Annotated in this window: 23 protein-coding genes; 14 read left to right on the plus strand and 9 right to left on the minus strand. The window is 61.1% G+C overall.

Annotated features, from left to right (window positions below):
* Positions 1-146: 146 nt before the first annotated feature.
* From J1W56_RS06680 to J1W56_RS06710, 7 genes are all read left to right on the plus strand, one after another.
* Positions 147-1,826 (plus strand): formate--tetrahydrofolate ligase, encoded by a 1,680-nt coding sequence (locus J1W56_RS06680; RefSeq protein WP_223612550.1) that lies wholly within the window; start codon positions 147-149, stop codon positions 1,824-1,826.
* A gap of 236 nt (positions 1,827-2,062) precedes the next feature.
* A complete protein-coding gene (locus tag J1W56_RS06685) occupies positions 2,063-4,246 on the plus strand; it encodes an anthranilate synthase (protein WP_223612551.1) in 2,184 nt (727 codons plus the stop codon).
* A complete protein-coding gene (locus J1W56_RS06690; protein WP_223612552.1) occupies positions 4,246-5,154 on the plus strand; it encodes a cation diffusion facilitator family transporter in 909 nt (302 codons plus the stop codon). The genes J1W56_RS06685 and J1W56_RS06690 overlap by 1 nt, the downstream gene beginning before the upstream one ends.
* 303 nt (positions 5,155-5,457) lie before the next feature.
* Complete coding sequence (locus tag J1W56_RS06695; protein ID WP_223612553.1) at positions 5,458-6,402, plus strand: alpha/beta hydrolase; 945 nt, start codon at positions 5,458-5,460, stop codon at positions 6,400-6,402.
* A gap of 304 nt (positions 6,403-6,706) precedes the next feature.
* A complete protein-coding gene (gene leuA, locus J1W56_RS06700; protein ID WP_223612554.1) occupies positions 6,707-8,407 on the plus strand; it encodes a 2-isopropylmalate synthase in 1,701 nt (566 codons plus the stop codon).
* Positions 8,408-8,463: 56 nt separating this feature from the next.
* Complete coding sequence (locus J1W56_RS06705) at positions 8,464-9,228, plus strand: alpha/beta fold hydrolase (protein ID WP_223612555.1); 765 nt, start codon at positions 8,464-8,466, stop codon at positions 9,226-9,228.
* A 75-nt stretch (positions 9,229-9,303) separates the two neighbouring features.
* Positions 9,304-9,936: a hypothetical protein gene (locus J1W56_RS06710; protein WP_223612556.1), complete on the plus strand. Its 633-nt coding sequence runs from the start codon at positions 9,304-9,306 to the stop codon at positions 9,934-9,936.
* 3 nt (positions 9,937-9,939) lie between these two features.
* On the opposite strand, the gene J1W56_RS06715 is transcribed toward J1W56_RS06710, so the two are convergent.
* Positions 9,940-10,863, minus strand: a complete 924-nt coding sequence (locus tag J1W56_RS06715) for a metallophosphoesterase family protein (protein ID WP_223612557.1) — start codon at positions 10,861-10,863, stop codon at positions 9,940-9,942.
* Between the two features lie 85 nt (positions 10,864-10,948).
* On the opposite strand from J1W56_RS06715, the gene J1W56_RS06720 reads away from it, so the two are divergent.
* The gene (locus J1W56_RS06720) at positions 10,949-11,419 is read left to right on the plus strand and encodes an NUDIX domain-containing protein (RefSeq protein WP_226904612.1); all 471 of its coding nucleotides are present in this window, start codon (positions 10,949-10,951) and stop codon (positions 11,417-11,419) included.
* Positions 11,420-11,421: 2 nt separating this feature from the next.
* Here J1W56_RS06720 and J1W56_RS06725 read toward each other — a convergent pair whose 3' ends face one another.
* A complete protein-coding gene (locus J1W56_RS06725; RefSeq protein WP_223612558.1) occupies positions 11,422-12,399 on the minus strand; it encodes a glutathione S-transferase family protein in 978 nt (325 codons plus the stop codon).
* A gap of 574 nt (positions 12,400-12,973) precedes the next feature.
* Here J1W56_RS06725 and J1W56_RS06730 point away from each other — a divergent pair.
* Positions 12,974-13,486 (plus strand): GNAT family N-acetyltransferase, encoded by a 513-nt coding sequence (locus J1W56_RS06730; protein WP_223612559.1) that lies wholly within the window; start codon positions 12,974-12,976, stop codon positions 13,484-13,486.
* Between the two features lie 8 nt (positions 13,487-13,494).
* Here the strand turns inward: J1W56_RS06730 and J1W56_RS06735 are convergent, their stop codons facing one another.
* The 4 genes from J1W56_RS06735 to J1W56_RS06750 are packed head-to-tail and all read right to left on the minus strand — an operon-like array spanning position 13,495 to position 20,330.
* Positions 13,495-15,576 (minus strand): hypothetical protein, encoded by a 2,082-nt coding sequence (locus tag J1W56_RS06735; RefSeq protein ID WP_223612560.1) that lies wholly within the window; start codon positions 15,574-15,576, stop codon positions 13,495-13,497.
* A gap of 1 nt (position 15,577) precedes the next feature.
* Positions 15,578-18,409, minus strand: coding sequence for a DUF4159 domain-containing protein (locus tag J1W56_RS06740; protein WP_223612561.1), 2,832 nt, complete (start codon positions 18,407-18,409; stop codon positions 15,578-15,580).
* The gene (locus J1W56_RS06745) at positions 18,409-19,323 is read right to left on the minus strand and encodes a DUF58 domain-containing protein (RefSeq protein WP_223612562.1); all 915 of its coding nucleotides are present in this window, start codon (positions 19,321-19,323) and stop codon (positions 18,409-18,411) included. Before J1W56_RS06745 ends, J1W56_RS06740 begins: the two co-directional genes overlap by 1 nt.
* Positions 19,323-20,330, minus strand: a complete 1,008-nt coding sequence (locus tag J1W56_RS06750; protein WP_223612563.1) for an AAA family ATPase — start codon at positions 20,328-20,330, stop codon at positions 19,323-19,325. The genes J1W56_RS06745 and J1W56_RS06750 overlap by 1 nt, the downstream gene beginning before the upstream one ends.
* 134 nt (positions 20,331-20,464) lie before the next feature.
* Here J1W56_RS06750 and J1W56_RS06755 point away from each other — a divergent pair, with 134 nt between their 5' ends.
* The 3 genes from J1W56_RS06755 to J1W56_RS06765 are packed head-to-tail and all read left to right on the plus strand — an operon-like array spanning position 20,465 to position 22,982.
* Positions 20,465-21,073 (plus strand): DUF1285 domain-containing protein, encoded by a 609-nt coding sequence (locus J1W56_RS06755; RefSeq protein ID WP_223612564.1) that lies wholly within the window; start codon positions 20,465-20,467, stop codon positions 21,071-21,073.
* On the plus strand, positions 21,070-21,711 hold the full coding sequence (locus J1W56_RS06760; RefSeq protein WP_223612565.1) for a CoA pyrophosphatase: 642 nt from the start codon (positions 21,070-21,072) through the stop codon (positions 21,709-21,711). Before J1W56_RS06755 ends, J1W56_RS06760 begins: the two co-directional genes overlap by 4 nt.
* Positions 21,712-21,713: 2 nt before the next feature.
* Positions 21,714-22,982, plus strand: a complete 1,269-nt coding sequence (locus tag J1W56_RS06765; protein WP_223613449.1) for a CCA tRNA nucleotidyltransferase — start codon at positions 21,714-21,716, stop codon at positions 22,980-22,982.
* Here J1W56_RS06765 and J1W56_RS06770 read toward each other — a convergent pair.
* On the minus strand, positions 22,979-23,161 hold the full coding sequence (locus tag J1W56_RS06770; protein ID WP_105732019.1) for a DUF1059 domain-containing protein: 183 nt from the start codon (positions 23,159-23,161) through the stop codon (positions 22,979-22,981). The genes J1W56_RS06765 and J1W56_RS06770 overlap by 4 nt on opposite strands.
* 124 nt (positions 23,162-23,285) lie before the next feature.
* Entirely contained in the window at positions 23,286-24,200 is a 915-nt protein-coding gene (gene hemF, locus J1W56_RS06775; RefSeq protein WP_223612566.1) for an oxygen-dependent coproporphyrinogen oxidase, read from the minus strand.
* Between the two features lie 147 nt (positions 24,201-24,347).
* On the opposite strand from hemF, the gene J1W56_RS06780 reads away from it, so the two are divergent.
* Together J1W56_RS06780 and J1W56_RS06785 are read left to right on the plus strand one after the other, a co-directional pair.
* The gene (locus tag J1W56_RS06780; RefSeq protein ID WP_223612567.1) at positions 24,348-24,620 is read left to right on the plus strand and encodes a hypothetical protein; all 273 of its coding nucleotides are present in this window, start codon (positions 24,348-24,350) and stop codon (positions 24,618-24,620) included.
* Between the two features lie 238 nt (positions 24,621-24,858).
* Positions 24,859-25,962, plus strand: coding sequence for an ABC transporter substrate-binding protein (locus J1W56_RS06785; protein ID WP_223612568.1), 1,104 nt, complete (start codon positions 24,859-24,861; stop codon positions 25,960-25,962).
* A gap of 49 nt (positions 25,963-26,011) precedes the next feature.
* On the opposite strand, the gene J1W56_RS06790 is transcribed toward J1W56_RS06785, so the two are convergent.
* Entirely contained in the window at positions 26,012-26,485 is a 474-nt protein-coding gene (locus tag J1W56_RS06790; RefSeq protein ID WP_223613450.1) for a tRNA (cytidine(34)-2'-O)-methyltransferase, read from the minus strand.
* Positions 26,486-26,622: the final 137 nt, after the last annotated feature.

The raw sequence follows: 26,622 nt of genomic DNA on the forward strand, positions 1-26,622 counted from the left end.
ATCACGCGGAACATGCGAATGTCAAATTCAAAGTTCCACTGGAGTCACATACTTGCTAGTGGTCCTTTGATTCTGACATTTGCCTCCATGGCTTGTATCAAAGGGATGCAAATGTCAGAATCGGACCACTAGGGGAGGACATGCCGATGGCTGTCGTTAAGTCCGATATTGAGATCGCCCGCGCTGCAACCAAGAAACCGATTTTCGAGATAGGTGCAAAGATTGGCATTGCGCCGGAACACCTCGTTCCCTACGGGCACGACAAGGCAAAACTCTCGGCGGAATTCATCCGCTCGAAGCGCGGTGCTCCCGATGGCAAGCTGATCCTCGTGACGGCGGTCAGCCCGACACCGGCCGGCGAAGGCAAGACGACGACGACCGTCGGTCTCGGCGATGGTCTCAACCGCATCGGCAAGAGCGCGATTATCTGCATCCGCGAGGCGTCGCTCGGGCCCTGTTTCGGCGTGAAAGGCGGCGCTGCGGGCGGCGGCTATGCGCAGGTCATCCCGATGGAAGACATCAACCTGCATTTCACAGGCGATTTTCACGCCATCACCGCAGCGCACAATCTGCTGGCAGCCCTGATCGACAATCATGTCTATTGGGGGAATGAACTCAATCTCGATACGCGCCGCGTGACCTGGCGGCGGGTGATGGACATGAACGACCGCGCGCTGCGCGACATCGCGTCTTCCCTGGGCGGCGTTGCCAACGGCTTTCCGCGGGAGTCGGGGTTTGACATCACGGTGGCGTCGGAAGTCATGGCCATTCTCTGTCTTGCAACCGATCTCGAAGATCTCGAGCGGCGGCTGGGCGATATCATTATCGGCTATCGTTTCGACAAGACCGCTGTCTATGCCCGGGATCTGAAGGCCGACAAGGCGATGGCCGTCCTCCTGAAGGATGCCATGCAGCCCAATCTGGTGCAGACGCTGGAAAACAATCCGGCCTTTGTGCATGGCGGCCCCTTCGCCAATATTGCCCACGGCTGCAACTCCGTCGTTGCCACGACGACCGCGCTCAAGCTTGCGGATTACGTGGTGACGGAAGCCGGTTTCGGTGCCGATCTCGGCGCAGAGAAATTCTTCAACATCAAATGCCGCAAGGCGGGATTGAAACCGGCCGCCGCCGTCATCGTTGCCACGGTCCGCGCCATGAAGATGCATGGCGGCGTTGCCAGGGACGATCTCGGTCTTGAGAATGTTGCTGCGGTGAAGGCGGGCTGTGCCAATCTTGGCCGCCACATGGAAAATGTGCGGCAGTTCGGTGTGCCTGTTGTCGTGGCGATCAATCATTTCAGCGCCGATACCGATGCCGAGATCGAAACCGTGAAGAACTTCGTCGCGGCCCATGGCGCGCAAGCCATCCTGTGCAAACACTGGGCGCTGGGATCGGCCGGGATCGAAGAGCTGGCGCACAAGGTGGTGTCTCTCGCCGAGAGCGGTTCGGCTCAGTTCTCGCCGCTCTATGAGGATGAGCTCTCCCTGTTCGACAAGATCGAGACGGTGGTCAAGCGCATCTATCGCGGTGCGGAGGCGGATGCCGATGCCAGCGTGCGGGAGCAGTTGCGGCAATGGGAGGCCGCCGGATACGGCCATCTTCCCGTCTGCATGGCAAAGACGCAATATTCGTTCTCGACGGATTCGCACCTGCGCGGGGCACCGGTCAATCATGTGGTGCATGTGCGGGAGGTGCGCCTTTCGGCTGGCGCCGGTTTCGTCGTCGCGATCTGCGGTGAGATCATGACCATGCCGGGTCTGCCGAAATCGCCTTCGGCGGAACGCATTCATCTCAACGCGCAAGGTTTGATCGAAGGGTTGTTCTGAGCGATTTTCAGGCCGGTGATTTTTGCTGTTGCAAGCGCCGCCGCGTAACGCTAACAATCACCGCCATGAACACGCGCGTTATTATGTCAAATGGCTGGTGGTGGGCTCGCTGATCGCGGCCACGCAGCCTTTTGCACGCACGTAAAGGGATCAGGGCCGCAACGGGTTTTCCGGGCGGCCTTTTTGTTTGACCGCCAGAAGCCCGCAAAGCCAAATGCAACGGAGTGGAAATGATGATGCATAGAATTGAGGGCGACGTGGAAATATTCGACACGGCAGGCGGTGTTACCATCTCCCGGTCACGCATTGCGACTGCCTATGCCAGCGCTATCGACAGCTATGTCGACGGGCTGGATGAACGGCGCGGGGCAGTTTTCTCGTCCAATTATGAATATCCCGGCCGTTACACGCGCTGGGATACGGCCATTATCGATCCTCCGGTTGTCATCACCTCCAACGGCCGGCATATGACGATCGAGGCGCTGAACAAGCGCGGTGAAATCCTGTTGCGCCCGATCCACAAAGCGGTTTCGGCCCTTGCCGAAGTGTCGATTTCCGCTGCGGGCGCAACGAAGCTCGACCTTGAAATCGCCCTGCCGAGCCGTCCGTTCACCGAAGAAGAACGCTCGCGCATTCCTTCGGTTTTTACGGTGTTGCGTGGCATCGTCGCCCTGTTCTTCAGCGAGGAGGATGCCAATCTCGGCCTGTATGGCGCGTTCGGCTATGATCTCGCGTTCCAGTTCGATCCGATCCAGTACAAGTTGAAGCGGCCGGATGACCAGCGCGACATCGTGCTCTACCTCCCGGACGAAATTCTGGTTGTCGATCACCACGCCGCCAAGGCATGGCTGGACCGGTATGAATACGCGTTCGAGGGTGCTTCCACGGAAGGCCTGTCGCGCGAAACCGAAGCCAGAGCATTCAAGCCGACGAGCACGATTCCGGGTCGCGGCGATCACAATCCCGGCGACTATGCGGAACTCGTCAAGAAAGCCAAGGAAAGCTTCAAGCGCGGCGATCTCTTCGAAGTGGTGCCGGGCCAGACATTCTACGAGCGCTGCGAGACCAAGCCTTCGGTCATTTCGCGCCGTCTCAAGGCCATCAACCCGTCGCCCTATTCCTTCTACATCAATCTGGGCGACAATGAATATCTCGTCGGCGCTTCGCCGGAGATGTTCGTGCGCGTGGTTGGCCGCCGCATCGAGACCTGCCCGATTTCGGGAACGATCAAGCGCGGCGAAGATGCGATTGCCGATGCCGAGCAGATCATCAAGCTGCTCAATTCCAAGAAGGACGAGTCCGAACTCACCATGTGCTCTGACGTGGACCGCAATGACAAGAGCCGGGTGTGCGAGCCGGGTTCCGTGCGCGTCATCGGCCGCCGCCAGATCGAAATGTATTCCCGGCTCATTCACACCGTGGACCATATCGAGGGCCGTTTGCGCGAGGATATGGACGCCTTTGACGGTTTCCTGTCGCATGCATGGGCCGTGACGGTGACGGGAGCGCCAAAGCTCTGGGCCATGCGCTTCATCGAAGAGAACGAGCGCAGTCCGCGCGCCTGGTACGGCGGTGCCATCGGCATGGTCAACTTCAATGGCGATATGAACACCGGCCTGACCCTGCGCACCATCCGCATCAAGGATGGCATCGCACAGGTGCGGGCGGGAGCAACGCTGCTGTTCGATTCCATTCCGGAAGAGGAAGAGGCGGAAACCGAACTCAAGGCTTCCGCGATGATTGCGGCGGTGCGCGAGGCGCACAAGAGCAATATCCCCGTGGAAGAACGTGCCGTTGCGCGGGTCGGCGAGGGACTGTCGATCCTGCTTGTCGACCACGAGGATTCGTTCGTCCATACGCTCGCCAATTATTTCCGGCAGACGGGCGCCACCGTGACCACCGTTCGCACGCCGGTGCCCGATGAAATCTTCGACCGGTTGAAACCTGATCTGGTGGTGCTTTCGCCGGGGCCGGGCACGCCGGAGGATTTCGACTGCAAGGCAACGATCAAGAACGCACGCAAGCGCGACCTGCCGATCTTCGGTGTCTGCCTCGGCTTGCAGGCGCTGGCGGAAGCCTATGGCGGCACGCTGCGGCAGCTGCACGTTCCGATGCATGGAAAACCGTCACGTATCCGGATTACAAAGCAGGGCAGGATTTTTTCGGGCCTGCCCAAGGAAATCACCGTTGGCCGGTATCACTCGATCTTTGCCGATCCGGTGCGCTTGCCGGATGAATTCGTTGTAACGGCGGAGACCGAAGATGGGGTCATCATGGCCTTCGAACACAAGAGCGAACCGATTGCGGCGGTGCAATTCCATCCGGAATCGATTATGACCCTCGGGCATAATGCGGGCATGCGCATGATTGAAAACATCGTGGCGCACCTGCCGCGCAAGGCCAAGGAGCGAGCTGCCTGATGGAAGGTGAAAACGTCGTCCAGCGACTGGCATTCTGGTCGATTTTCGTCGGCATGGGCGTGCTGGCACTGAAATATGCCGCCTATCACGTCACCGGTTCCGTTGCGCTCTACTCCGACGCACTGGAATCGATCGTGAATGTCGTGGCGGCGCTTGCCGCCTGGTGGGCGATCCGTGTCAGCCACAAGCCAGCCGACCAGAATCACCCGTTCGGGCACCACAAGGCCGAGTATTTTTCGGCGGTGCTCGAGGGCGTGCTGATCGTTGTGGCGGCGCTCCTGATCCTGCGGGAAGTCTGGTCCGCCTGGGAGATGCCCAAGGTCATGGAGGAACCATGGCTGGGTCTGGCGATCAATGGCGGTGCCTCGCTCGTGAACGCCCTGTGGGCCACGCTGCTGATCAGCCGTGCCCGCCGCTACAAATCGCCGGCTTTGCTCGCGGATGGCAAGCACATCATGACCGATGTGGTGACCTCCATCGGTGTGTTCATCGGTCTCGTCGGTGCCGTGATCACCGGCTGGACGTTCCTCGATCCGCTGCTTGCGGTGATCGTTGCGCTCAACATCCTCTGGCAAGGCTGGAGTGTGATCGGGTCGTCCGTGCAGGGCCTGATGGATGTGGGTGTTCCCACCGAGGAAACCATGCGCATCCGCGACATCATCTCGGCCAATGCCGGCGGTGCGCTGGAGGTGCATGACCTGAAGACGCGCATTGCCGGGCGGGTGACGTTCATCGAGTTTCATCTGGTCGTACATGCCAGCATGAGCGTCGGGGACGCCCATGTCATCTGCGACCGCATGGAAAATGCGTTGATGCAGCAGATTCCCGATTCGAGTGTCGTCATTCACGTCGAACCGGAAGAAGAGGCCAAGCTGCCGATCGGCACGGCTGCCGTTCCCTTCGCCTGACATGTCATACCGCCGCATTGGAGAAACCGGTGCACGGCAGCAACATTTGTCACGCAATGTTTCGAGCTGTCATGATTTTGTTACAATTATATTGACATAGCAGAGCCGCTGAATGACACCATCATCAAGCAAGGCAACTTCTCCATCAATGATGCAGCGCCGGGGGCGTCAGTCAGGGGACACAGGATTTGGCGGCAAGCATCCATTCTCCAGGGAATCGAGCGCCGAAAACGCAGGCAGCGCCGGGCGGACAACCGCTGCTATTTACAAAATTAGTTAACCTTCAACTGTCAGGATTAACTTATGGGTAAACCGACCCTCTACGCACTTCTCGCCGGACTTTCATTGATCGCTGCGGCCTATCCCGCCAGCGCACGGATCATCATCGACTGTGAGAAGCCGGCGGCAGCGAAGGTACCGGCCCCGGCGAACCCGGTTGATCCGCTTGCGGTTACCGGTAAAACTAGCACGGCCGCCTGCGGGCAGAAGCTGCAGGCAGTGGTGCCCGCGCCAGAGAAGGCGCAGCCCATCAATATCGTTGCAACAGGCGGTGCAGGCATGTTGAAAAAGGCAGTGAAGGGCGAGATTCTTCCACAGGGCGAGAGCGCGCTGCGGGATGATCTTGCGTTCAAATACCGGCTCTACCGGCCGGATGAGCCCAATGGCGATGCGATGGTTCTCCTGCACGGTTCGGGCCAGGACGAAACCAGCCTTGTTTCCCTCGCCACCAAGATCGCGCCGCATGCGCTTCTGCTCGCCGTTCGCGGCCGGATCATGCAGGATGGCACCAGCCGGTGGTACCGCCGTCTGACGGCGGTCAGCTTCGACCAGAAGGACATTCACGTCGAGGCCAAGGCCTTCGCCGGTTTCCTGAAGCAGGCGACGGAGAAGTACAAGATCGATCTCAACCGCACGACATTCCTCGGCTATTCGAACGGCGCAAACCTGGTTGGCGCGGTGATGATGCTCTATCCGGATATGGTCAAGCAGGCGGTGCTGCTGCGCTCCATGCCGGTTCTGACGGAAAATACCGATGCCAATCTCGCGGGTGCGCGGGTCCTGACGGTTTCCGGCGTTGCCGACCAGACCTATGCGCCGTTCGCACCGGCGCTTGCGACCCTGCTGCGCGCGCACGGGGCAACGGTCGAGGCGAAGTCGATCAAATCCGATCATGGCCTCGGTAATGACGACGTGCGGGTTGTCAGCGAGTGGCTTTCGGGAACGAGCGCCGAGTTGAAGAAGAACTGAGTTCCCTGCGAACACCTCTTGCATCCGGCCGGACAGTCGTTTAATTGTCTGGCCCATGGAAACGCGCCAGACACATTTGTCGTCTTTTGCCAAATCCGCTTTTGCGGGTTTGACCAGCCGCGCCTATCTCCTTCCGCTTCTTCTCGACCTTATCGGCGATCGCCGGGCTCGTTGAGAGGAGCGTCCGGCGGTCGAAAGTGCCGCCAGGCTTTTTGCTCCTTACCCCTTTACAAGACCATTCCAACGCTTGAAAAAGTGCCGCACGAGCGCCAGAGATGCGCAGACGGCCGGAAACGAGAAGCAAATGACCGATATGACCGCTCCCCGCACCATGGGCATGCCCGATGCTCGCAAGAAATATGAACCTTATCCGCTGGTTGATCTGAAGGACCGCCAATGGCCGTCCAAACGCATCGAAAAGGCACCGATCTGGTGTTCCGTCGATTTGCGCGATGGCAACCAGGCATTGATTGACCCGATGGGCCACGACCGCAAGGTGCGGATGTTCGCCTTGTTGCTCGACATGGGTTTCAAGGAAATCGAGATCGGCTTTCCCTCGGCGTCGCAGACGGATTTCGACTTTGCCCGCTGGTGCGTCGAGGAAGGCAATATTTCCGACGATGTCTCCCTGCAGGTTCTGGTGCAGTGCCGTCCCGAATTGATCACCCGTACCTTTGAATCGCTGCAGGGCGCGACCAAGCCGATCATCCATTTCTACAACTCGACCAGCGAATTGCAGCGCCGGGTTGTGTTCAACAAGGATGTCGGCGGCATCAAAACCATTGCCACCGATGCGGCCAAGATGATCACCGACATGGCGGCAAAGGCCGGCGGCGGTTTCCGCTTCGAATACTCGCCGGAAAGCTTTACCGGAACGGAACTTGACGTGGCGCTGGAGATCTGCAATGCGGTCACGGAAATCGTCAAGCCGACCCCTGACAACAAGCTGATCATCAATCTGCCGTCGACGGTCGAGATGTCGACGCCGAATGTCTATGCGGACCGCATCGAGTGGATGTGCCGCCAGCTCGACAACCGTGAAAACCTGATCATTTCATTGCATCCGCACAATGATCGCGGAACGGGTATCGCCACGACGGAACTCGGCCTGATGGCGGGTGCCGACCGCGTGGAAGGCACCCTGTTCGGCAACGGCGAACGGACGGGCAATGTCGACATCGTGACTTTGGCGCTGAACATGTTCACGCAGGGCGTCGATCCGGAAATCGACTGCTCCGATATCAACCGGATGAAGGAAGTCTACGAATATTCCAATCAGCTGGTGATTCCGGAACGTCACCCCTATGTGGGCGAGCTGGTCTATACGGCGTTTTCCGGTTCGCATCAGGATGCGATCAACAAGGGCATGAAGGCGATCAAGCAGGCCAACAAGACCCTGTGGGAAGTGCCTTACCTGCCCATCGATCCGCAGGACGTCGGCCGCAGCTACGAGGCGATCATCCGCATCAATTCCCAGTCCGGCAAGGGCGGCATCGCCTATATTCTTCAGGCTGACTACGGCTTGAACCTGCCGCGTGGCATGCAGGTGGAGTTCCGCGAGGACATCCAGCAGATCACCGATGAAGAGGGCAAGGAAATGCCGTCCAAGCGGATCTATGAACGGTTCATCGAGCTTTATGTCGATCAGCCGGATGCCCGCCTGAAATTCGTGGATCACCACACCTATCCCGATACGGAGCACAAGGGCATGCGCATCCTCTCGGCCGAGATCACCGATCGTGGCGAGACAAAGCGGATCGAGGGAAGGGGGACGGGCCCGGTTGACGGCTTCATCGATGCCCTGTCGCACTATCTCGGTTTCAGGCTCTCGGTCGTCAATTATTCCGAACATTCGCTCCAGCACGGTTCCGATGCGGCGGCTATCAGCTACATGGAAATCGAGCATCCGAACGGCAAGATTTTCGGTGCCGGCATCAACAAGAGCATTGTTGCCGCCTCGCTTGAGGGCATTGTCTCGGCGGCCAACCGCATCATCGGCAAATAAGCCGGACATCTGCAAAAGGCCGCTGTGAAGCGGCCTTTTTCTGTTGGGAGCGTTTCATGCACCAGTTGCACGCAATCGAGATGGGTGAGGGGAAGGGAACACCCGTCGTCTTCCTGCACGGGTTTGGCGGAACCGCCGCCGGCTGGCATGCCGTCCAAACGGCGATTTCCGCTGATCATCCGACCCTTGCATTCGATCTGCCCGGCCATGGTGTATCGCTGGATTACCCCGATGCCGTGACCGCCCGCCATTTCGCGCAGGCGGTTGTTGAGGACCTCGACAGGCGCGATATTCCAAGGGTTCATCTGGTCGGCCACTCCATGGGCGGCGCAACCGCCGCGCTGGTTGCCGCCTTTGCCGCTGAAAAAGTGGCCTCGCTGACTTTGCTGGCTCCGGGCGGCTTCGGTCCCGATATCAATGGCCGGCTGCTTCGGCATTATGCGGCGGCCCGAACATATGACGCGCTTCAGGTGGCGTTGGAGGGCATGTTCGGCTGGCGCAATCCTGTTCCTGAAGAGATGATCCGGCGCGACGTGGACCTGCGCCGGATCCCGGGACAGATCGAACGGCTCGATGCCATTCTCGCGCGAATGATGAAAGACGGTTTGCAGGGGACCATTCCCAGAGATTTCCTGCAGGCTTTCGCCATGCCGGTCACCGTTGCATGGGGGCGGCTGGACAATGTTTTGCCGGTGTATCAATCGGAAGGGCTGCCGCCGCGTTTTTCGATACATCGTTTTGACGGGGCCGGACATATGCTGGTCGAGGAGATTCCGGGCGAGGTCATCCATCTCATTTCGACAACTGTGCGCACAGGCTGAATTCGGACAAGTTTGTGATGCAACGACGGACGCATATTGTTAATGATGCCTTAACCCCACTTGCCGGAAACGCCTATGAGTGAGATGCACGACAAGATCAGCCCGATGGACGCCAGGCGCAGGCTCGGCGATGCCATTCGCGGTGCGCAGGTGGCAGCGGCCGACCGCGGCGATGTCGTCATCGACATGAAGGAAGCGGATCTCGCCCGGATCGAAATCCTGGCGCAGGATCTGCAGCCGGTTTTCGATGAAGTCCCTGCGGATGACGAGCAGTGGGATTTTGCCATTTCCACCGGCTTGCAGCCGCGCCTGTGGATCGATGCCACCGCGCATGTGATGATGGGCCGGGACAGGCGCACCTATCGCTTTGTCAGGGATACAAGGCTTGGGCGGAGCGTTCTGGCGGAGTCGCCCGAGGTGAAGCCGATCTCCGACGCGGTCACCACCTACATTGCCGAGCGGATCGTCGAACGGCAGCGCATGATGGAGGGCGAACGGGTCAGCCTGCGCTCCCCGGCTGTTGCTGCGCCATCCGGCCCGGCCGAGCCCGCCCCGCAATCGGCGGCGGCACCGGCGGTCCAGTTTCGGCAGCAGCGGTCGATGGCCAATGATTTCGTCAATGCGGTCATCTGGCTGCTGATCGGTGCTTTCGCGGGTGCTGGCGCACTGCTCGCCTTTTTCTGGGACCGGCTTTCACCCTATTTCTGACGCTCAGACGGGCGCGGAAACAGCGCCGACGTGAAGCTCGTGCTCGGCTATCGTCTCGATGGTCATGGCGGCATCCACGATGCCGCGCTCCGTCATGCGGCATGACCAGCCGGATGCCGTCTTCGCGATGGCAAAGATGTTGAAACGGGCCGCCGGCTTGTGGCCGCCGAAGCTTTGGCTGGCGGAAGGCACGCAAACAACGGGTATCTTCCAGCCGGGGCCGTCGATTGCGTAGCGTGTCGCCAGATGCGTATGGCCATGCAGGACAAGCTCCGCCCCGTGCCGCCGCACGGTCCGCTGGAACAGGCCGATGCCGAGCAGGCGCTTGTGCGACGGCGCTGCGCCGCGCACCGGCGGGTGATGGATCATGATTACCCGGAACAGGCCGCGCTTGGCGGTTTCATCGAGAATTTCGCCGAGGCGGCGTGCCTGCCGGTCGCGCAGATCGCCGGTCGCCATGAACGGTGCGGTGGCGCGGGCCGATGACACCCCGATCAGGGCGATATCGCCGCGAACCCGCAGGTAAGGGAATTCAACCGGGCGCTGTTCGGCTGCCTCGCGGTCGCCCAGCATCCATGGTGCCCAGTAGCGCCTGGTTTTTTTCAAAGCGCCGGGCACATAAGCGTCGTGATTGCCGGGGACAACGGACACGTCATGCGGATTGCCCAGGGTTTTCAGCCAGCGTTCGGCGGTCTCCAGTTCCTCATCCAGCGCCAGGTTGACGAGATCACCCGTCACTGCCAGATGGTCCGGCGCCTGCGCCTTCAGATCGGCAACCAGGGTATCGAGCGTACCGCCGGTCATCGAGCCCTTGCGGTTGGACCGCCAGTTGATATAGCCGGTGATGCGTTTTGACACGAGCTCGCGCAGGCTCAGCGCGGGCAGGGGCGACAGGTGAATGTCGGAGATATGTGCAAGACGGAACATTATTTCAGCTTTAAGAGAGTGTAGCGTAGGAATCCAGTGTTAGAACCTTTGTATCGTTACTGGGTTCCCATTTAGGACCGGTGAAATGGCTGACAAAAGCGTGAAATGGCGACATCGCCTGTTTCACACCTATTTTCTCCTGCGGCGCCCGATGACGTTGGGCGCGCGTGGCGTGATCCTTGACGAAGCGGCGCGGTCGGTCTTTCTCATCAGGCATACCTATGTGCCCGGCTGGCAGTTTCCCGGCGGCGGCGTGGAAACCGGCCATACGATCGAGCACACGCTGGCGAAAGAGTTGATGGAAGAAGGCAATATCGAACTGACGGCCAGGCCGCAGCTTTTTGCCATCTATCACAATGCGCATGCCTCAAAGCGCGACCACGTCGCGCTCTATGTCTGCCGTTCGTTCCGGCAGACCGCAGCGCGGCTGCCGGACCGCGAAATCGCCGAGGCCGGATTTTTCCGGCTCGATGCCCTGCCGGAAGGCACCACCGCCGCGACGCGGCGGCGGCTGGCCGAAATTCTCGACGGCGCCGAGATATCGCTCACCTGGTGAGTTCAGAACCGGTCGCGGTCATGGGGCGCGGCAAAATCCAGCTGCGGCCCCTTGGGGATGATGCCCGTCGGGTTGATGGTTTTGTGGCTGCCGTAATAATGCGCCTTGATGTGCAGCATGTTCACGGTCCCGGCCACATCAGGCACCTGATAGAGATCGCGGGTATAGTTGGACAGGTTCGGATAGTCGGCAATGCGCTGCCGGTTGCATTTGAAATGCCCGACATAAACCGGATCGAAGCGCAGCAGGGTGGTGAACAGCCGCCAGTCCGCCTCGGTAACCCGATTGCCCGCGAGATAGCGCTGCCTGCCGAGACGCTCTTCCAGCTGGTCGAGCGTGGCAAACAGCTGGTCGAACGCTTCCCCGTAGGCTTCCTGCGTGGTGGCAAAGCCTGCGCGGTACACGCCATTGTTGATATTGGGATAGACCAGCGCATTGACGGCGTCGATCTCGCCACGCAGGGCTTCGGGGTAGAAATCCTGTGAGGCATCGCCAAAGGCATCGAACGCCGTGTTGAGCATGCGGATGATTTCGGAGGACTCGTTCGAAACAATGGTGTTCTGCTGCTTGTCCCACAGAACTGGTACGGTCACGCGGCCGGAATAGGAAGGGTCCGCGCGCGTGTAGATTTCGTGGAGCCGTTTCGAACCGAACAGATGATCCGGTGTGGCTCCATCCACGGCATGGAAGGTCCAGCCTTCGGCGCCCATGAAGTGATCGACGACCGAAACGGAAATGACATCCTCGAGCTTCTTCAACGCGCGAAAGATCAGCGTGCGGTGCGCCCAGGGGCAGGCATAGGAAACATAGAGGTGATAGCGCCCGGCCTCGGCCTTGAAGCCGCCCTTGCCGGAAGGGCCGGCAGAGCCGTCCGCCGTCACCCAGTTGCGGAACTGCGACTCCGAACGGATGAAGCGCCCGCCGCTGTCCTTGGTGTCGTACCACTGGTCGTGCCACTTGCCGTCAATCAGAAGACCCATTTCATGCTCCTTGGCTCGCAAACCTGCGTGCAACGGTAACTGCGTTTATTGCCGATTGCCTATACCTAGGGTCAGGGCCCATTAATATGATCGAAATGGCGCCTGAAACGGCAAGAAGATGCGAGGAGAGATGCGAAGGGCGGGGTCTTCCCCCGGCCGAGCAGCTCGACACTGCAGCTTGCAGCCGTTTCGGCGTCCGTAGGATACGGTCCATTTGCCCGGCTACATCGTCGCAAAGGACTTGAGAATGGATAAACATTCCCATCGCCTTCGCTCCTTGTATCCAAACAAATGGCCGCGTACCATTTCGACCAGATTAATGGGTCCTGACCCTAGACACAAATGCCGTCCAAACCACCCCGGTCCAGGTGAACAGAGTGTCACTTTTTGCCATGGGCGCACGAAAATCGGTTTACGGCGGGCGGCTGAGATGCTACGCGGAAAAAAAGGAGACATTTTGTGACAGGATTCCTCTTCATCCGACGATGAAACCCGAACCGGCGCTTGAACAGCGCGGCGGACTTTCCTGTGTTGGCCAAAGGCCATTGTCTACTCCTTTATGAAGATACCCAGCATGCTGACCCATGTCGTGACCTACGCGCCGGAAGAACCGGTGCATGACGCTGCCATCGAAGACATCAACAAGGAAGCATTCGGCCCCGGCCGTTTCACCCGTGCCGCCTATCGCATCCGCGAAGGCGGTCCGCATGACCGCACCCTGTCCTTTGTCGCGCTGAACGGCGAGCATGTCGTGGGGTCGGTGCGGTTGACGCCCATCCTGATCGGCAAGACACCGGCGATGCTGCTCGGTCCGCTGGCGGTCCGGCCGGCCTGGAAGAAGCAGGGCATCGGCGCGGCGCTCATGCGCATGTCCATGGAAGCCGCCCGGCTTGCCGGACACAAGCTTGTCATCCTGGTGGGCGACGAGCCCTATTATGCGCCATTCGGTTTCCGCCCCATTGTCGGGCATCAGATCGAAATGCCCGCGCCGGTCGAACCATCGCGGTTCCTTGCCTGCGAACTCACGCCGCGCGCCCTGAAAGACGTGCAGGGCCGGGTCCGGCATGCGGGGATTGACGGTCAGTAGCCCGGTATTCACCGGCCTTCGCGGTACCACATGCTGCCAAGGACAAGGATCATCGCGGCAAGGCCGAGGAAGCCGGAGAACAGCGGCAGGCGGTTGACGCTTTTCAGCACCGTTTCACTGGTTGGGCGCAAGCCGATCCAGTTGTCGCCGCTGGCACTGGCAAAGCTGCGCGAGGCGACGATGCTGGGCACCTCAATCGATGTCTGGTCTGCGGTTGCCCGCAGGCGGCGGGCACCGCCGCCGGTTTCGCGGGCGAAGCCGTCGAGCTTGGCTGTCGTCGATATGTAATCGGCAAACTCCGGCGCATCGACCGGCCCGACATGGGCCAGCGTCGTCAGATCGCCATTGGCAACCTGAAACAAGCCGATTTCCGTTGTCGGTATCGCGGCGGTGAACACGCCGGGTTCGGTCTCGGTGAGCGGGATGTCCTGTTTTTTGCCGGATGGCGTGATGATGCTGGCCTGCTGGGCGGTCTTCTTCATCGTCTGGCGGCGGATTTCGAGATTGCGGCCACTGCCCGTTGCGGTCAGGGCTTCCTCTTCCAGTTCAGGTTCCTTCATCAGCCAATGGGCAATCCGGCGGTAGAGCGCGGCATGCGGGCCGCCGCCTTCAAAGCCGCGCGCCCACAGCCAGCCCTGATCGGACAGGAACATGCCGACCCGGCCTTCGCCGATACGGTTGAGCACGAGCAACGGCTTGTCGCCGGCATTCATCACGACCGTGCCATCCGGCTTGTTGACATCGATGACACGGAACCAGCGGCTCCACTGCGGCGGTTCCTGCGTGCTGCCTTCAAGGCCGCGCGTCACGGGATGGCGTTTGCCATCGTCGCTCAGGCGCGGATAGAAAGCTTTCTCGGTGACATCGCCCGTCGGCGTAGCCGGCAGGATGGTCAGGAGCGGTGTGTTGGCGATGGAGACGTTGCCCGCATATTCGGGACCGGCGGCAATCAGCAATGCGCCGCCCTTCTGCACATAGTCGTTGATATAGTCGTAATAGAGCAGCGGCAGCACGTCGCGGTGCTGATAGCGATCGAAGATGATGAGATCGAACTGGTCGATCTTCTCGACGAACAATTCCCGCGTCGGGAAAGCGATCAGCGACAGTTCATTGATCGGCGTGCTGTCCTGTTTTTCCGGCGGGCGCAGAATGGTGAAGTGGACGAGATCCACCGAAGCATCGGATTTCAGCAGGTTGCGCCATGTGCGCTCGCCATTGTGCGGCTCGCCGGAAACCAGCAGTACTTTCAGGTTCTCGCGGATGCCATCGACCATGGCGACGGCGCGGTTGTTGATTTCGGTCAGCTCGTTGGGAACGGCATCGACCGCCAGCTCGACAATATTGACGCCGGCGCGCGGCAGCGTCACCGCAAGCGGCATTTCCTTGCCGATGACGGCATCCTGCGACAATACCTCGTTGCCGTTCACCCGCACGGTGACGCGCGCCCGGCCGCCCTGGGGTTCACCGGCGGCCGTGACCTTGTAGGTCATCTGCTGCGGTTTGCCGGTGATGCCGAAGCGCGGCGCCCGGACAAACTGGATGCGCCGGTCGATCTCGCCCGGCCTGCCGGTGATCAGGCCATGGACCGGCGCGTTGAAACCCAGCGCCGCAACATTGTTCGGGATATCGTGGATCTGCCCGTCGGTGATCATGATGGCGCCGCCGATGCGCGAGGGCGGAACATCGCGGAATGCACCGTTCATGGCCTGGAACAGCCGCGTGGCCGTGGCATCGTCGGTTTCGCTGGCGCGGTTGGTCTCGACGGTCCGCACCTCGAACTGCGGCAGGCGCGCCAGCGCGGCCTGGACCTGCTTGAGCGCCTCGGTCGTATCGGCGGTGCGGTCGCCGATATCCTGGCTCTGGCTGCGGTCGGCAATCACGGCGACGACGCTTTTGAGCGGCTCGCGTTCCTCGTTGATGACAACGGGATTGAACAGGGCCATGGCCAGCGCGGCCACGGCCAGCAGGCGGATCACGCTGCCGCGCTGGCGCAGATACAGGCCTGCCAGTGCAAGCGCCAGCAAAGGCAGGAGCAGCAATGCCAGAAGTGAGGTCGAGAGCAGGGGCTGGAAGTCGAGGGAGAGATACATGTCAGTTCGCCAGCCGCTTCAGGAGATCGGGCACGTGCACCTGATCGGATTTGTAGTTGCCGGTCAGCATGTACATGACGATGTTGATGCCCGCGCGATAGGCGAGAACCCGCTGATCCGGATCATTGGGGATCGTCGGGAGCAGGGGAGCGCCGCTGGCGTTGACGGCCCAGGCGCCCGCGAGATCATTGCCGGTTATCATGATGGGCGAAACGCCGTCGCCGACCCGCACCGGGCGGTCCTTGTTGGCTTCGGGTGCCTGCGAGGCCTGCACCCAGAGCTGGCTGCCGCGGAACCGGCCGGGGAAATCCTGCAGGATATAGAAGGCCTTGGTCAGCACATGGTCATTGGGCACCGGTTCCAGCGCCGGTATGTTCATGCCGGAAAGAATGTCGCGCAGGCGCGCATTGGCCGGTGTCGAGCTGTTGTCGAAGCTGATGGCGGCCGCATCCTGATCGCGCGTGTCGAACAGAACGGTTCCGCCCTGCTGCATATAGGCATCGATCTTGGCAATCGCGGCCTGCGACGGCATTTTGGCCGCGGGGTCGACGGGCCAATAGATCAGCGGAAAGAAGGCGAGCTCATCGGTTTCCGGGTTGACGCCTATGGGTTCGCCGGGCTCCAGCGCGGTGCTGTCGGCAAGTGCCCTGGAAAGCCCGAAAAGGCCCGCTTTGCTGATGTCGTCAACGGCACGATCCCCGGTGATGATATAGGCGAGGTGCGTGGCATTGACCGCGTCCAGGATCGTCTGGTCGCCCGGTTTGCTGTCGTTCTGCTGGGCATGCGCCGGAGAGGGACCGAATGCCAGGATGGCGGGAATGAGCAGGATCGCCAGGGAGGCGGCGGTAACCGTCTTGAAGCGGCGGCGCAAATGCCCGCCAAGCCAGAGAATGGCAAGCGCATCGAGCGCCAGCAGCAGGGCGGCGAGCCCGAAGAGCGGTCCACGCAGCGGCACCGATTCATCGACGGCATAGCGTGCCGTGGTCACGGGAATGGCAAGCTCGGGACGGACCAGAGGCTTGATGCCGCTGTCTGGCTTGAAGAGGTTGAGGGCGCTCATGGAATCCTCGACGCCATAAAAGCCGGGCGGATTGTCAAAGCTCACCGTGCCGGTTTCGCCTGTTTTGAGGATAAGCGGCTTGGCATCCGCACCCGGAGGGGTCAAAGCCCCTTCGGCGTTCAATGTCAGATAGGGCGGAAAGGCGCGGGAAGCCCCGGCGCCATTTTCCTGCGGCGACGGTCCGGTGTTGCGCGACAGGGTGACGATGCGGTGCAGCATGTCGACAAAACTGCCGCTGATCGGCAGGTTCGACCATGTGGCTTCCGGCGTGACGTGGAAGAGGACGAGCTGCCCGCGCCCGCGGGTCTCGCCCGTCACCAGCGGCGTGCCGTCGGCAAGATTGGCCCAGCTCTTCTCGAAGAGGTCGATGGCGGGCTCTGCCAGAACCTGGCGGTTGACGGTGACATCCTGCGGCGTCGGCAGCCCGGCAAACGGACCAGTATCCGGGAATGCGGCAACCGGCTGGGATTCCTTCCACGACAGGGCACCGCCCAGAGAACGTTCGCCCTTGCGCAGGTTGACCGGCAGAAGCGGGTCATGCTCGCTGTTGCCGGCAAGGCGCGGCCCGGCAAAGCGGATCAGTGTCCCGCCCTTGGCAACCCAGTCCACCATGGCCTGTTCGGTCTCGCCGGGCAGTTTGCCGATATCGGCCATGATGATGACGGACGGCTTCTGCTCCAGAAGTTCGGGGATGGCCTTGATCAGCTCCGCATTGCGCGGCCGCAGGAGATCGGCGAAGGGCTCAAGCGCGCGTGAAATGTAATAGAGCGGCGACAGCAGGGGCTGCGACAGATCCGCTTCGGAACCGGACAGCAGGGCGACGCGGCGGCGCTTGTTGTTGTCGTCGACAAGGAACGTGGCGCCCGCATGCGGGGCGTTGTCGATGCGCAGGCTGTGAAAGTCGTTGCGCAGCTCGTAGGGCGCCGTAATGACGGCTTCGCCGGTCGCTTCATTGGCCCGGAAAACCAGTCCGGTTTCGGCGATGCGGCGGCCTTTTTCATCATAGGCGCCGATGGTGATGCCGCCCGAGGCGCGGCTGTCATCGGAACGCACGGCGTGGACGGTGAGCCCGTTCGCATTGTTCTCCACCTGCCGGATGGCAGAAAGGGCTGCGATCGACGGCTGATACCAGATTACCGAAGCGATCCCGCTCCCCTCCATGGATTTGATGGCCGTCGCCGCCTGCGGGGTGTCGACACCGTCGTTGAGATAGGCGACGCGCACGCCTTTGACATTGGCAAGGACGGCCTTCAGCCGGTCGAAGGCAGCGCTGCGGTTGACGGGAATCGGCCGGACATTCAGCGCACGCAGCCGCTCGAGCGCGGTTGCGGCATCGAACGGGCCGACATCGGCATTCAGTTTCTCGGCCGTACCCAGGATGTAGATCAGCGCGCCGGAGGCATTGGCATCGGCGATGAGCCGTTCCGCCGTTTCCTTGCGCGCGGTCCATTCCTCATTGGAGGACCAGCCATTGTCGAGCACGATGGCGACCGGCTCCTTGCCGCTCAAAGTCTCGGCGCGCGGATTCCATACGGGTTCGGCGAGCGCGAGAATGACGAGCGCTGCCAGCACAAGCCGCAGCAGGGTCAGCCACCACGGGCTGCGGTCCGGCGTTTCCTCTTTCTTGAGGATCTGGGCCAGAATTTTCAGCGGCGGGAAGGATTCCCGGACCGGCCGCGGCGGCGTCGCCCGCAGCAGCCACCAGATAACGGGCAGGGCCAGAAGCCCCAGAAGAATTGCCGGTGCGCCGAGGGCAAGGGGAAAGGCACCCATCATAGGCCCGTCCTCTGATACCCGGCATCGGCGGTCATGTTCAGGTGCACGGAAACCAGCGCTTCGGAGGCAAGGCGGTCGGTGCGGTTGGCGGTGTAGCTCCAGCCGATCCGGCGGCAATAGGCGCTGAGTGTTTCACGCCGGGCAAGGAACAGGCGCTTGTATTCCTCGGCATAGTCCTGCGCCCGGCCGACGGTCAGCATCGCGCCGGATTCCGGATCGACGAATTCCGTGCGCCGCTTGTAGGGGAAATCCGCTTCGGCCGGATCGTAGATTTCGACCAGATGCGCGCGGGCGCCGCGCTGGGCAATCTGCTCAAGCAGGGCAAGCGTCTCGTTGACCGGCTCGAGAAAATCGCTGACCAGCACGACATCGGAAAAGCGCCGCACCTTGCTGAAATCCGGCTGCTTCGGCAGGTCGATCACGTGCGACAGCGCAACCGCCAGTCGCTCAGCGCCATTGGCGGCAGAGGTCGGATCGGTCACGTCGGGAAAGGCAATGCGCTCGCCGCTGCGCGACAAAAGCTCGGCCAATGCCAGGATGAGCACAAGCGCGCGCGATTCCTTCGATACCTGCGCCATATCCGATTTGTAGAGCATGGAGGCCGAGGAATCGGCCCACAGCCAAACCGTATGGGCGGCTTCCCATTCCTGATCCCTGACATAGGTGCGGTCATCGCGTGCCGAACGGCGCCAGTCGATGCGCGCGATGGCTTCGCCGTCCGTGTAGGGCCGGAACTGCCAGAACGTCTCGCCGACGCCGCTCTTGCGGCGGCCATGCCAGCCGGTATTCGTGGTGTTGGCGATGCGGCGGGCTTCGACCAGAAGATCGGGCAACAAAGCGGCGCGCTGGCGTGCACGCGCCAGCGCCTCGCGTGTCGCGGTCTTCTGGACCTGCGCGCCGATGGCTGCCATCAGAGTGCGGCCTTGGTCAGATTGGCGATGACCTCGCGCACGTTCATGCCGTCGGCGCGGGCGGCGAAGGTCAGTGCCATGCGGTGCTGCAGGACCGGTTCCGCGAGTGCCCTGACATCGTCAATCGACGGCGCGAGACGCCCGTCATAGAGCGCGCGGGCGCGGGCGCACAGCATCAGCGCCTGGCTCGCACGGGGGCCGGGACCCCAGGCGATGAATTTTTGCGCGATATCGTTGTCCGCACCGGGGCGGGCCGAACGCACGAGCTTGAGGATGGCTTCGACAACGCCTTCCGCCACGGGAATCCGGCGGATCAGCTGCTGCATTTCGCGCAGGCGCTCGGCAGTGATGGTCTTGGCCGCCCGGGCTTCCGAGGTGCCGGTGGTTTCGAGAAGGACGCGGCGCTCCGCCTCCAGTTCCGGATAAAGGATATCGATCTGCATGAGGAAGCGGTCAAGCTGCGCCTCGGGCAGGGGATAGGTGCCTTCCTGCTCCAGCGGATTTTGCGTCGCCAGCACGTGGAACGGCGATGGCAGGTCGTGCCGTTCACCGGCAACGGTCACATGGTATTCCTGCATGGACTGCAGCAAGGCCGACTGGGTGCGCGGCGAGGCGCGGTTGATTTCGTCGGCCATCAGCAGCTGCGCAAAGATCGGGCCTTTGACATAGCGGAACGAGCGCTTGCCATGGTCGTCCTGTTCCATGACTTCCGAGCCGATGATGTCCGACGGCATCAGGTCGGGCGTGAACTGCACGCGGCGCTCGTCGAGGCCGAGCACGGTACCGAGGGTTTCGACCAGCTTGGTCTTGGCAAGGCCGGGAACACCGACGAGAAGGGCATGGCCGCCGGCAAGCAGCGCGACAAGCGTGCGCTCGATCACGCTTTCCTGGCCGAAGATGACAGTGCCGATGGCAGCGCGTACCCTGGAGATATCGGCCAGAGCCTTTTCGGCCTCTGCTATCATGGCCTTCGGATCGGACGGTTCCCCGGTTTTGATGATTGTCATGGTTTACCTCGTCTCTGGCCTGCGGAGCTGGTTTATGGTCAGCTTCACACTTAAATGAGTCTAGATCACTATGACATGCAGACAAGCGGTTTAACGGTGACTATTTCGTGACGAATGAACAAAAAGGTCTTGGTATGGCACAGTCAGAGGGCACGTTGCGCGATGCGGCAGGGCTTGAAGCGCTGATTTCGCGCGCCGCGGCGCAAGGCAAGGGCCTGCCGCCGGTGGAAAAGTGGAACCCCGACTTCTGCGGCGATCTCGATATGGAGATCAAGGCGGATGGCACCTGGTTCTACATGGGAACACCCATCGGTCGCGCACCGCTGGTCCGGCTGTTCTCCACGGTCCTGCGCCGGGATGCCGATGGCAAGACCTATCTTGTCACGCCCGTCGAGAAAGTCGGTATCCGCGTCGAGGATGCGCCCTTCCTTGGTGTCGAGCTCAATGTGTCCGGTGAAGGCGATGACCAGATCATGACGTTCCGCACTAATGTCGGCGATATCGTCGAGGCAAATGCCGACAATCCCTTGCGCTTTGTCATCGATCCGGCCAATGGCGGGCTTAAGCCCTATGTGCTGGTGCGCGGACGGCTGGAAGCCTTGCTGGCGCGCCCGGTCATGTACGAACTGGTCAGCCATGGCGAAGACCTTGTGATCGACGGCAAGTCCATGTTTGCCGTGCGCTCCGGGGGAGTGGTCTTTCCCATCATGCCGTCCGATGAGCTGGAAGAGCAAAGCCTATGAGCCAGACCCTGCGGCATGAAGATGGCTTTTCCGCCCGGGCCTTTGCGCAGCGCGTCGCCGCGAAGGGCCATGAGACGCTGAGCGTCGATCATGGCGACCACCTGCTTAATCCCGACCTCGATGCCCTGATCGCGGCGACCAAACTGCGCGAGGCGGCGGTGCTGATCCCCATCGTCGATCACGGGGATGAAGCGGGCGTCATTCTCACCCTGCGCAATGCCAACATGCGCAAGCATTCGGGCCAGGTGGCGTTTCCCGGCGGCGCCATCGATCCGGAAGACGATTTCCAGCCGGAAAAGGCGGCGCTGCGGGAAGCGCATGAGGAGATCGGCCTGGAAGGGCGGCATGTCGAGCTGCTCGGCCGTCTGCCGCGCTATCTCACCACGACAGGTTATTCCATCACCCCGGTGCTCGGGCTCGTTCATCCGCCATTCGACCTGACGCCCAATCCGGATGAGGTGGCCGATGTGTTCGAAGTGCCATTGTCCTTTCTGATGAATCCTGCCAACCACCGCAGGGAAAGCCGGATATGGCAGGACAAGGAACGCTTCTATTATACGATGCCGTTCGGCGACCGCTTCATCTGGGGCGTTACGGCGGGCATCATCCGCACACTTTATGAAAGGCTCTATTCTTGAGCATGACAGTATCGATTGCCGGCAAGGCCCCATGGCTGAAGAACGAGGCTTTGCAAAGGCTGCTCGCCGCCCTTTCCGCCGATGGAGAGGGCGCACGCATCGTCGGCGGCGCGGTGCGCAATGCGCTTCTCGGGCAAGAGGTGTCCGATCTCGATATCGCAACCACCTGTGTGCCGGATGAAACGATTCACCGGGCGCAGGCGGCGGGGTTCAAGACCGTGCCGACCGGTATCAGCCATGGCACGGTGACCGTTGTCGCCGACAAGCGGCCGTTCGAGGTGACCACGCTGCGCGCCGATCTCGAGACTGACGGGCGCCACGCATCCGTTGCCTTCGGCCGCGACTGGCAGGTCGATGCGGACCGGCGCGATTTCACCATCAATGCGCTCTACGTCGAAGCGGATGGCACGATCGTCGATCTGGTTGGCGGTCTTGCCGATATTGAAAGCCGGACCCTGCGCTTCATCGGCGATGCGGAACAGCGCATCCGCGAGGATTACCTGCGCATCCTGCGCTTCTTCCGGTTTTTTGCCTGGTATGGCCATGGCCGTCCCGAGAGCGAAGGCCTGAAGGCCTGCGCCCGCCTGAAGGACGGCTTGGCGCAGCTGTCGGCGGAGCGTATCTGGTCGGAGCTGAAGAAGATGCTGGCAGCGCCGGATCCTTCGCGCGCCCTGTTGTGGATGCGTCAGGCGGGCGTGCTGACGGCGGTTCTGCCCGAGAGCGAGAAATGGGGCATCGATGCGATCCATGGTCTCGTCAAAACGGAAAAGGAACTTGGCTGGCCGGCTGATCCGCTGCTGCGCCTTGCCAGCATGATCCCGCCCGATGCGGAGCGCACCCATGCCATGGCGGTGCGCCTCAAGCTTTCCAATCACGAGCGCGAGCGGCTGGAAGCCTGGGCTGGTGCCGTCCTGCCCAGTGCCGAAATTTCCGAGGCGGGTTTTGCCAAGCGGCTTTATCGCAGCGACCGGCAGGGCATGATGGACCGCCTGCGCCTTGCGCTGGTTTCCGCGCGCATGCAGGCGCTCAACGACAATGCCGCCATGATGCGTGCCGGTCATCTGTCAAAACTGCTGGAATTTGCCGGGCGGTACGAGAAGCCCAAATTCCCCGTTTCCGGCGGCGATCTCATCGCTGCCGGTCTGGAAAAGGGCCCCGATGTGGGCAAGCTGCAACGCGCGCTCGAGGATGCGTGGATTGACTCGGGCTTTACGCTGGACCGTGATGCGCTGCTTGCCAGAATTCCCGACCTGACAGGAAAGCCTGTCTAGGCAGCCTTGCCCTTTTCAGGCTGGATATTGGCCTTGATCGTTTCGAGCATGGCTTCGCGGATGGCCGTCTCGCCGTGGGTTTCGCGAAGGTGCTCGGTGGCGCGGCGGATGATCTCGGCTTCGGTGTCGTGACGGGTATGCCACTGGCAACCGGGAACGATGCAATGAAGTTCTTTCATGGCCTTTTCTCCCTGTTGTGGGCCCGGTGTGACGCGGGCCCTCTCCATCGAGATACGGCTTCAGATACCGTACCGGCAGCACCATAACGCATGAAAGCCGGGATTGATCCCTGAAAAAATCACATCACGGCCATTTGACCGTTGGTGGCATGGACGAAAGGATCGAATCCACGTTGCCGCCGGTCTTCAGGCCGAAGATCGTGCCGCGGTCGTAGAGCAGGTTGAATTCAACGTAGCGTCCGCGCCGGACCAGCTGTTCCTGCCGGTCTTCGGAACTCCAGTCCCGGTTGAAATTCTGCCGGACGAGATAAGGGTAGACCACCGAAAAGGCCCGGCCGACGTCGCGGGTGAAGGCAAAGTCGGCATCCCAGCCGCCATTTTCGTCGGAAGAATGCAGCCAGTCATAGAAAATGCCGCCCGTGCCGCGCGGCTCCTTGCGGTGCGGCAGATAAAAATACTCGTCGCACCAGTCCTTGAATTTCTCGTGGCTGGCGACCGCCGCATGCTTGTCGCAGACGAATTTCATCGCCTTGTGGAAGGCGGCGGTATCCGGGTCTTCCTGCGTCCGTTTGCGGTCGAGAACGGGCGTCAGGTCAGCGCCGCCGCCGAACCACTGGCGGGTGGTGACAACCATGCGCGTGTTCATGTGCACCGCCGGGACGAACGGGTTCTGCGGATGGGCAATCAGCGAGATGCCCGAGGCCCAGAAGCGCGGATCCTCATCCGCACCGGGTATCTGCTTGCGGAATTCCTGGGAAAATTCGCCATGGACGGTGGAGGTGTGGACCCCGACCTTCTCGAAGACCCGGCCATGCATGATGGACATGATCCCGCCGCCGCCGTTGCCTTCGTCGCGCTGCCATGGCGTCTGCACGAAACGGCCCGCCGGCCGGTCGGAGAGAGGGCCTTCCAGATCATCCTCGAGCTGCTCGAAACTGGCGCAGATCTTGTCGCGCAATTCGGCAAACCACGCGGTGGCGGCTGTCTTCTTGTCTTCAAGCGCTTCGGGCAGGATGGCGGGAATATCCGGGCGGTCCATATTAGCGATTCCTTCTTGCTGTGTACTTTATCACATCCGGGGCGCGGCAAAGGAAGGTGGTGTTTGGGCTATCCCAAAAAAATGACTCGTTTTCAGGGCGGGGTTTGATCTACTCTCTGCCGTACAGGGTTCAGGAAGGGATGCAAAATGGTCTCCAAAGTACCCAGGACACACTTTCCCAAGCCGCCGCTCGACGGCTTGCGCAAGCAGCTGAAGGAAAGCCGGGGCGAAGCCCCCAGGCAGCGTGGCGCATTCATCCGCGAGAGCTTCCGCCTGCCGCGTCTTGCCGCCCGGGAGAAGGCGAAGGAGTGGTTCGACCAATACCCGAAAGCGGCCTACTGGACGGAAATCGAAAGCTGGTACGAACGGCCTGGCGACATCATCGAATTCACCATGCGCCGTTTGCCGAATGCCGACTAAAATCGGCTGAAAAGACCGCTGCGCGAGCGGAAATCTCGAATTTCCAGGAAAAATCGGCGTGAATTGTCAACAGCCGAACACTTTTCTTCATAAATGGCATCAAATTATTTCAATGATGGATTCAGGATTGTCATGAATCGTGGCTGACAGCCTGCCATAAAGACAGTAGAACTTTTTGCAGCGCCGGAGAATCTTCCGGCCGCGCAATCCGCGCAATAAAAAATTCAAGGAGGACACTATGCGCTTATCGTTGATCTCTGGCGTGGCGTTGACGGCTGTCATGGCGATGACTTCATTCGCCCGTGCTGACATCGTCATCGGCAACATCGCGCCTGTAACCGGCCCTGTGGCTGCCTATGGCATACAGGTGAAGAACGGTGTTGCTGCGGCTGCGGAAGCCATCAATGCCGAAGGCGGCATCAAGGGCGAGAAGATCGTCATCAAGCTTTTCGATGATGCCGGCGAGCCGAAGCAGGGCGTGTCGGTTGCCAACCAGGTGGTCGGCGAAGGCATCAAGTTCGTGGTCGGTCCGGTCACATCAGGTGTTTCGATGCCGGTTTCCGATGTGCTGGCTGAAAACGGCATCCTGATGATCACCCCGACCTCCACCACGCCGGATCTGACGACGCGTGGCCTGGACACCGTGTTCCGCACCTGCGGCCGCGATGACCAGCAGGCCGAAGTTGCTGCCCAGTACATTCTCAAGCACTACAAGGACAAGCGCGTCGCGGTTGTCTATGACAAGAACACCTATGGCACGGGTCTGGCCAACAATCTGAAGGCAACGCTCAACAAGGGCGGCGTCAAGGAAGTTGTCGATCAGGGCATCAATGCCGGTGAAAAGGACTACAGCGCGCTCATTACCCGCCTGAAGTCGGAAAAAGCCGACGTGATCTATTTCGGCGGTTACCATCCGGAAGGCGGCCTGATTGCCCGCCAGCTGGCGGATCAGGGCATCAAGGCCCAGATCATCGGTGCCGAAGGCCTGTCGAACACGGAATATTGGGCCATTGGCGGCGCTGCCGCTGCCGGTACGCTGTTCACCAACAGTGCCGATCCGACAAAGAACCCGTCCGCTGCGAAGATCATGGAAGCTTTGAAGGCCAAGAACATTCCGGCTGAAGCCTTCACGCTCAATGCCTATGCGGCGCTGCAGGTCATCAAGGCCGGCATTGAAAAGGCTGGTTCTGCCGATCCGGCAGCGGTTGCTGCGGCACTGCATTCCGGCGCACCGGTTTCGACCGTCGTCGGCGATCTGACCTATGCAAAGACCGGCGATCTGACGACGCCGACCTTCGTTCTCTACAAGTGGGAAGACGGCAAGGCAGCTGAAGTCAAGTAAGCTTCCTGTCAGGTGAATGAGGACGCCGGTCAGAAATGGCCGGCGTTTTTCATGCGGGCAGCGAGAACTGCCGCAAGGCTTCACCGGTAGCGATGGCCGCGGACAGCGCCAGATTGAGCGACCGCGCCCCCGGCACCATCGGGATGATCAACCTGGCATCGGCCGACTGGTGCACCTCATCCGGCACGCCGGCCGATTCGCGTCCAAGCAGCAGGATGTCGCCCTGTCGAAAGGTGAATTGCGTGTAGGGCATGGCCGCCTTGGTGGAAAACAGCAGCAGGCGCCGCTGTTCGCCCTGGCGCCAGTTCTGAAAGTGCTGCCAGTCGGCATGGCGCGTGAGCGCAGCCTGTTCGAGGTAATCCATCCCGGCGCGTTTGAGCGACCGGTCGGATACATCGAAGCCCGCGGGCTCGATGAGATCGACCCCGATCCCGAAACAGGCAGCCATGCGCAGGATCGTGCCGGTATTGCCCGGAATATCCGGCTGGTAAAGTGCAATGCGCAGGTCGGGTTTGTCTTCAATCACAACCGGTGGGCTCCGTTGGCAATATTTCGCTCAGGCGCATGTATTTCCTGAGAATAGGCTCTCGCTTTTTCCGTTCATAATAGGTATAGGGTTTCGACCGCAACGCTAACTTTGCCAACACAAACTTTGGAGGT

This window comes from Phyllobacterium calauticae (assembly GCF_019991125.1).
GTDB classification, from domain to species: domain Bacteria; phylum Pseudomonadota; class Alphaproteobacteria; order Rhizobiales; family Rhizobiaceae; genus Phyllobacterium; species Phyllobacterium calauticae.

What these genes read in the sequence shown, in the direction of transcription:
- J1W56_RS06680 (WP_223612550.1), top strand. Translation starts at nt 147, where the DNA reads ATGGCTGTCGTTAAGTCCGATATTGAGATCGCCCGCGCTGCAACCAAG.
- J1W56_RS06685 (WP_223612551.1), top strand. Translation starts at nt 2,063, where the DNA reads ATGCATAGAATTGAGGGCGACGTGGAAATATTCGACACGGCAGGCGGT.
- J1W56_RS06690 (WP_223612552.1), top strand. Translation starts at nt 4,246, where the DNA reads ATGGAAGGTGAAAACGTCGTCCAGCGACTGGCATTCTGGTCGATTTTC.
- J1W56_RS06695 (WP_223612553.1), top strand. Translation starts at nt 5,458, where the DNA reads ATGGGTAAACCGACCCTCTACGCACTTCTCGCCGGACTTTCATTGATC.
- leuA (WP_223612554.1), top strand. Translation starts at nt 6,707, where the DNA reads ATGACCGATATGACCGCTCCCCGCACCATGGGCATGCCCGATGCTCGC.
- J1W56_RS06705 (WP_223612555.1), top strand. Translation starts at nt 8,464, where the DNA reads ATGCACCAGTTGCACGCAATCGAGATGGGTGAGGGGAAGGGAACACCC.
- J1W56_RS06710 (WP_223612556.1), top strand. Translation starts at nt 9,304, where the DNA reads ATGAGTGAGATGCACGACAAGATCAGCCCGATGGACGCCAGGCGCAGG.
- J1W56_RS06715 (WP_223612557.1), bottom strand. Translation starts at nt 10,863, where the DNA reads ATGTTCCGTCTTGCACATATCTCCGACATTCACCTGTCGCCCCTGCCC.
- J1W56_RS06720 (WP_226904612.1), top strand. Translation starts at nt 10,949, where the DNA reads ATGGCTGACAAAAGCGTGAAATGGCGACATCGCCTGTTTCACACCTAT.
- J1W56_RS06725 (WP_223612558.1), bottom strand. Translation starts at nt 12,399, where the DNA reads ATGGGTCTTCTGATTGACGGCAAGTGGCACGACCAGTGGTACGACACC.
- J1W56_RS06730 (WP_223612559.1), top strand. Translation starts at nt 12,974, where the DNA reads ATGCTGACCCATGTCGTGACCTACGCGCCGGAAGAACCGGTGCATGAC.
- J1W56_RS06735 (WP_223612560.1), bottom strand. Translation starts at nt 15,576, where the DNA reads ATGTATCTCTCCCTCGACTTCCAGCCCCTGCTCTCGACCTCACTTCTG.
- J1W56_RS06740 (WP_223612561.1), bottom strand. Translation starts at nt 18,409, where the DNA reads ATGGGTGCCTTTCCCCTTGCCCTCGGCGCACCGGCAATTCTTCTGGGG.
- J1W56_RS06745 (WP_223612562.1), bottom strand. Translation starts at nt 19,323, where the DNA reads ATGGCAGCCATCGGCGCGCAGGTCCAGAAGACCGCGACACGCGAGGCG.
- J1W56_RS06750 (WP_223612563.1), bottom strand. Translation starts at nt 20,330, where the DNA reads ATGACAATCATCAAAACCGGGGAACCGTCCGATCCGAAGGCCATGATA.
- J1W56_RS06755 (WP_223612564.1), top strand. Translation starts at nt 20,465, where the DNA reads ATGGCACAGTCAGAGGGCACGTTGCGCGATGCGGCAGGGCTTGAAGCG.
- J1W56_RS06760 (WP_223612565.1), top strand. Translation starts at nt 21,070, where the DNA reads ATGAGCCAGACCCTGCGGCATGAAGATGGCTTTTCCGCCCGGGCCTTT.
- J1W56_RS06765 (WP_223613449.1), top strand. Translation starts at nt 21,714, where the DNA reads ATGACAGTATCGATTGCCGGCAAGGCCCCATGGCTGAAGAACGAGGCT.
- J1W56_RS06770 (WP_105732019.1), bottom strand. Translation starts at nt 23,161, where the DNA reads ATGAAAGAACTTCATTGCATCGTTCCCGGTTGCCAGTGGCATACCCGT.
- hemF (WP_223612566.1), bottom strand. Translation starts at nt 24,200, where the DNA reads ATGGACCGCCCGGATATTCCCGCCATCCTGCCCGAAGCGCTTGAAGAC.
- J1W56_RS06780 (WP_223612567.1), top strand. Translation starts at nt 24,348, where the DNA reads ATGGTCTCCAAAGTACCCAGGACACACTTTCCCAAGCCGCCGCTCGAC.
- J1W56_RS06785 (WP_223612568.1), top strand. Translation starts at nt 24,859, where the DNA reads ATGCGCTTATCGTTGATCTCTGGCGTGGCGTTGACGGCTGTCATGGCG.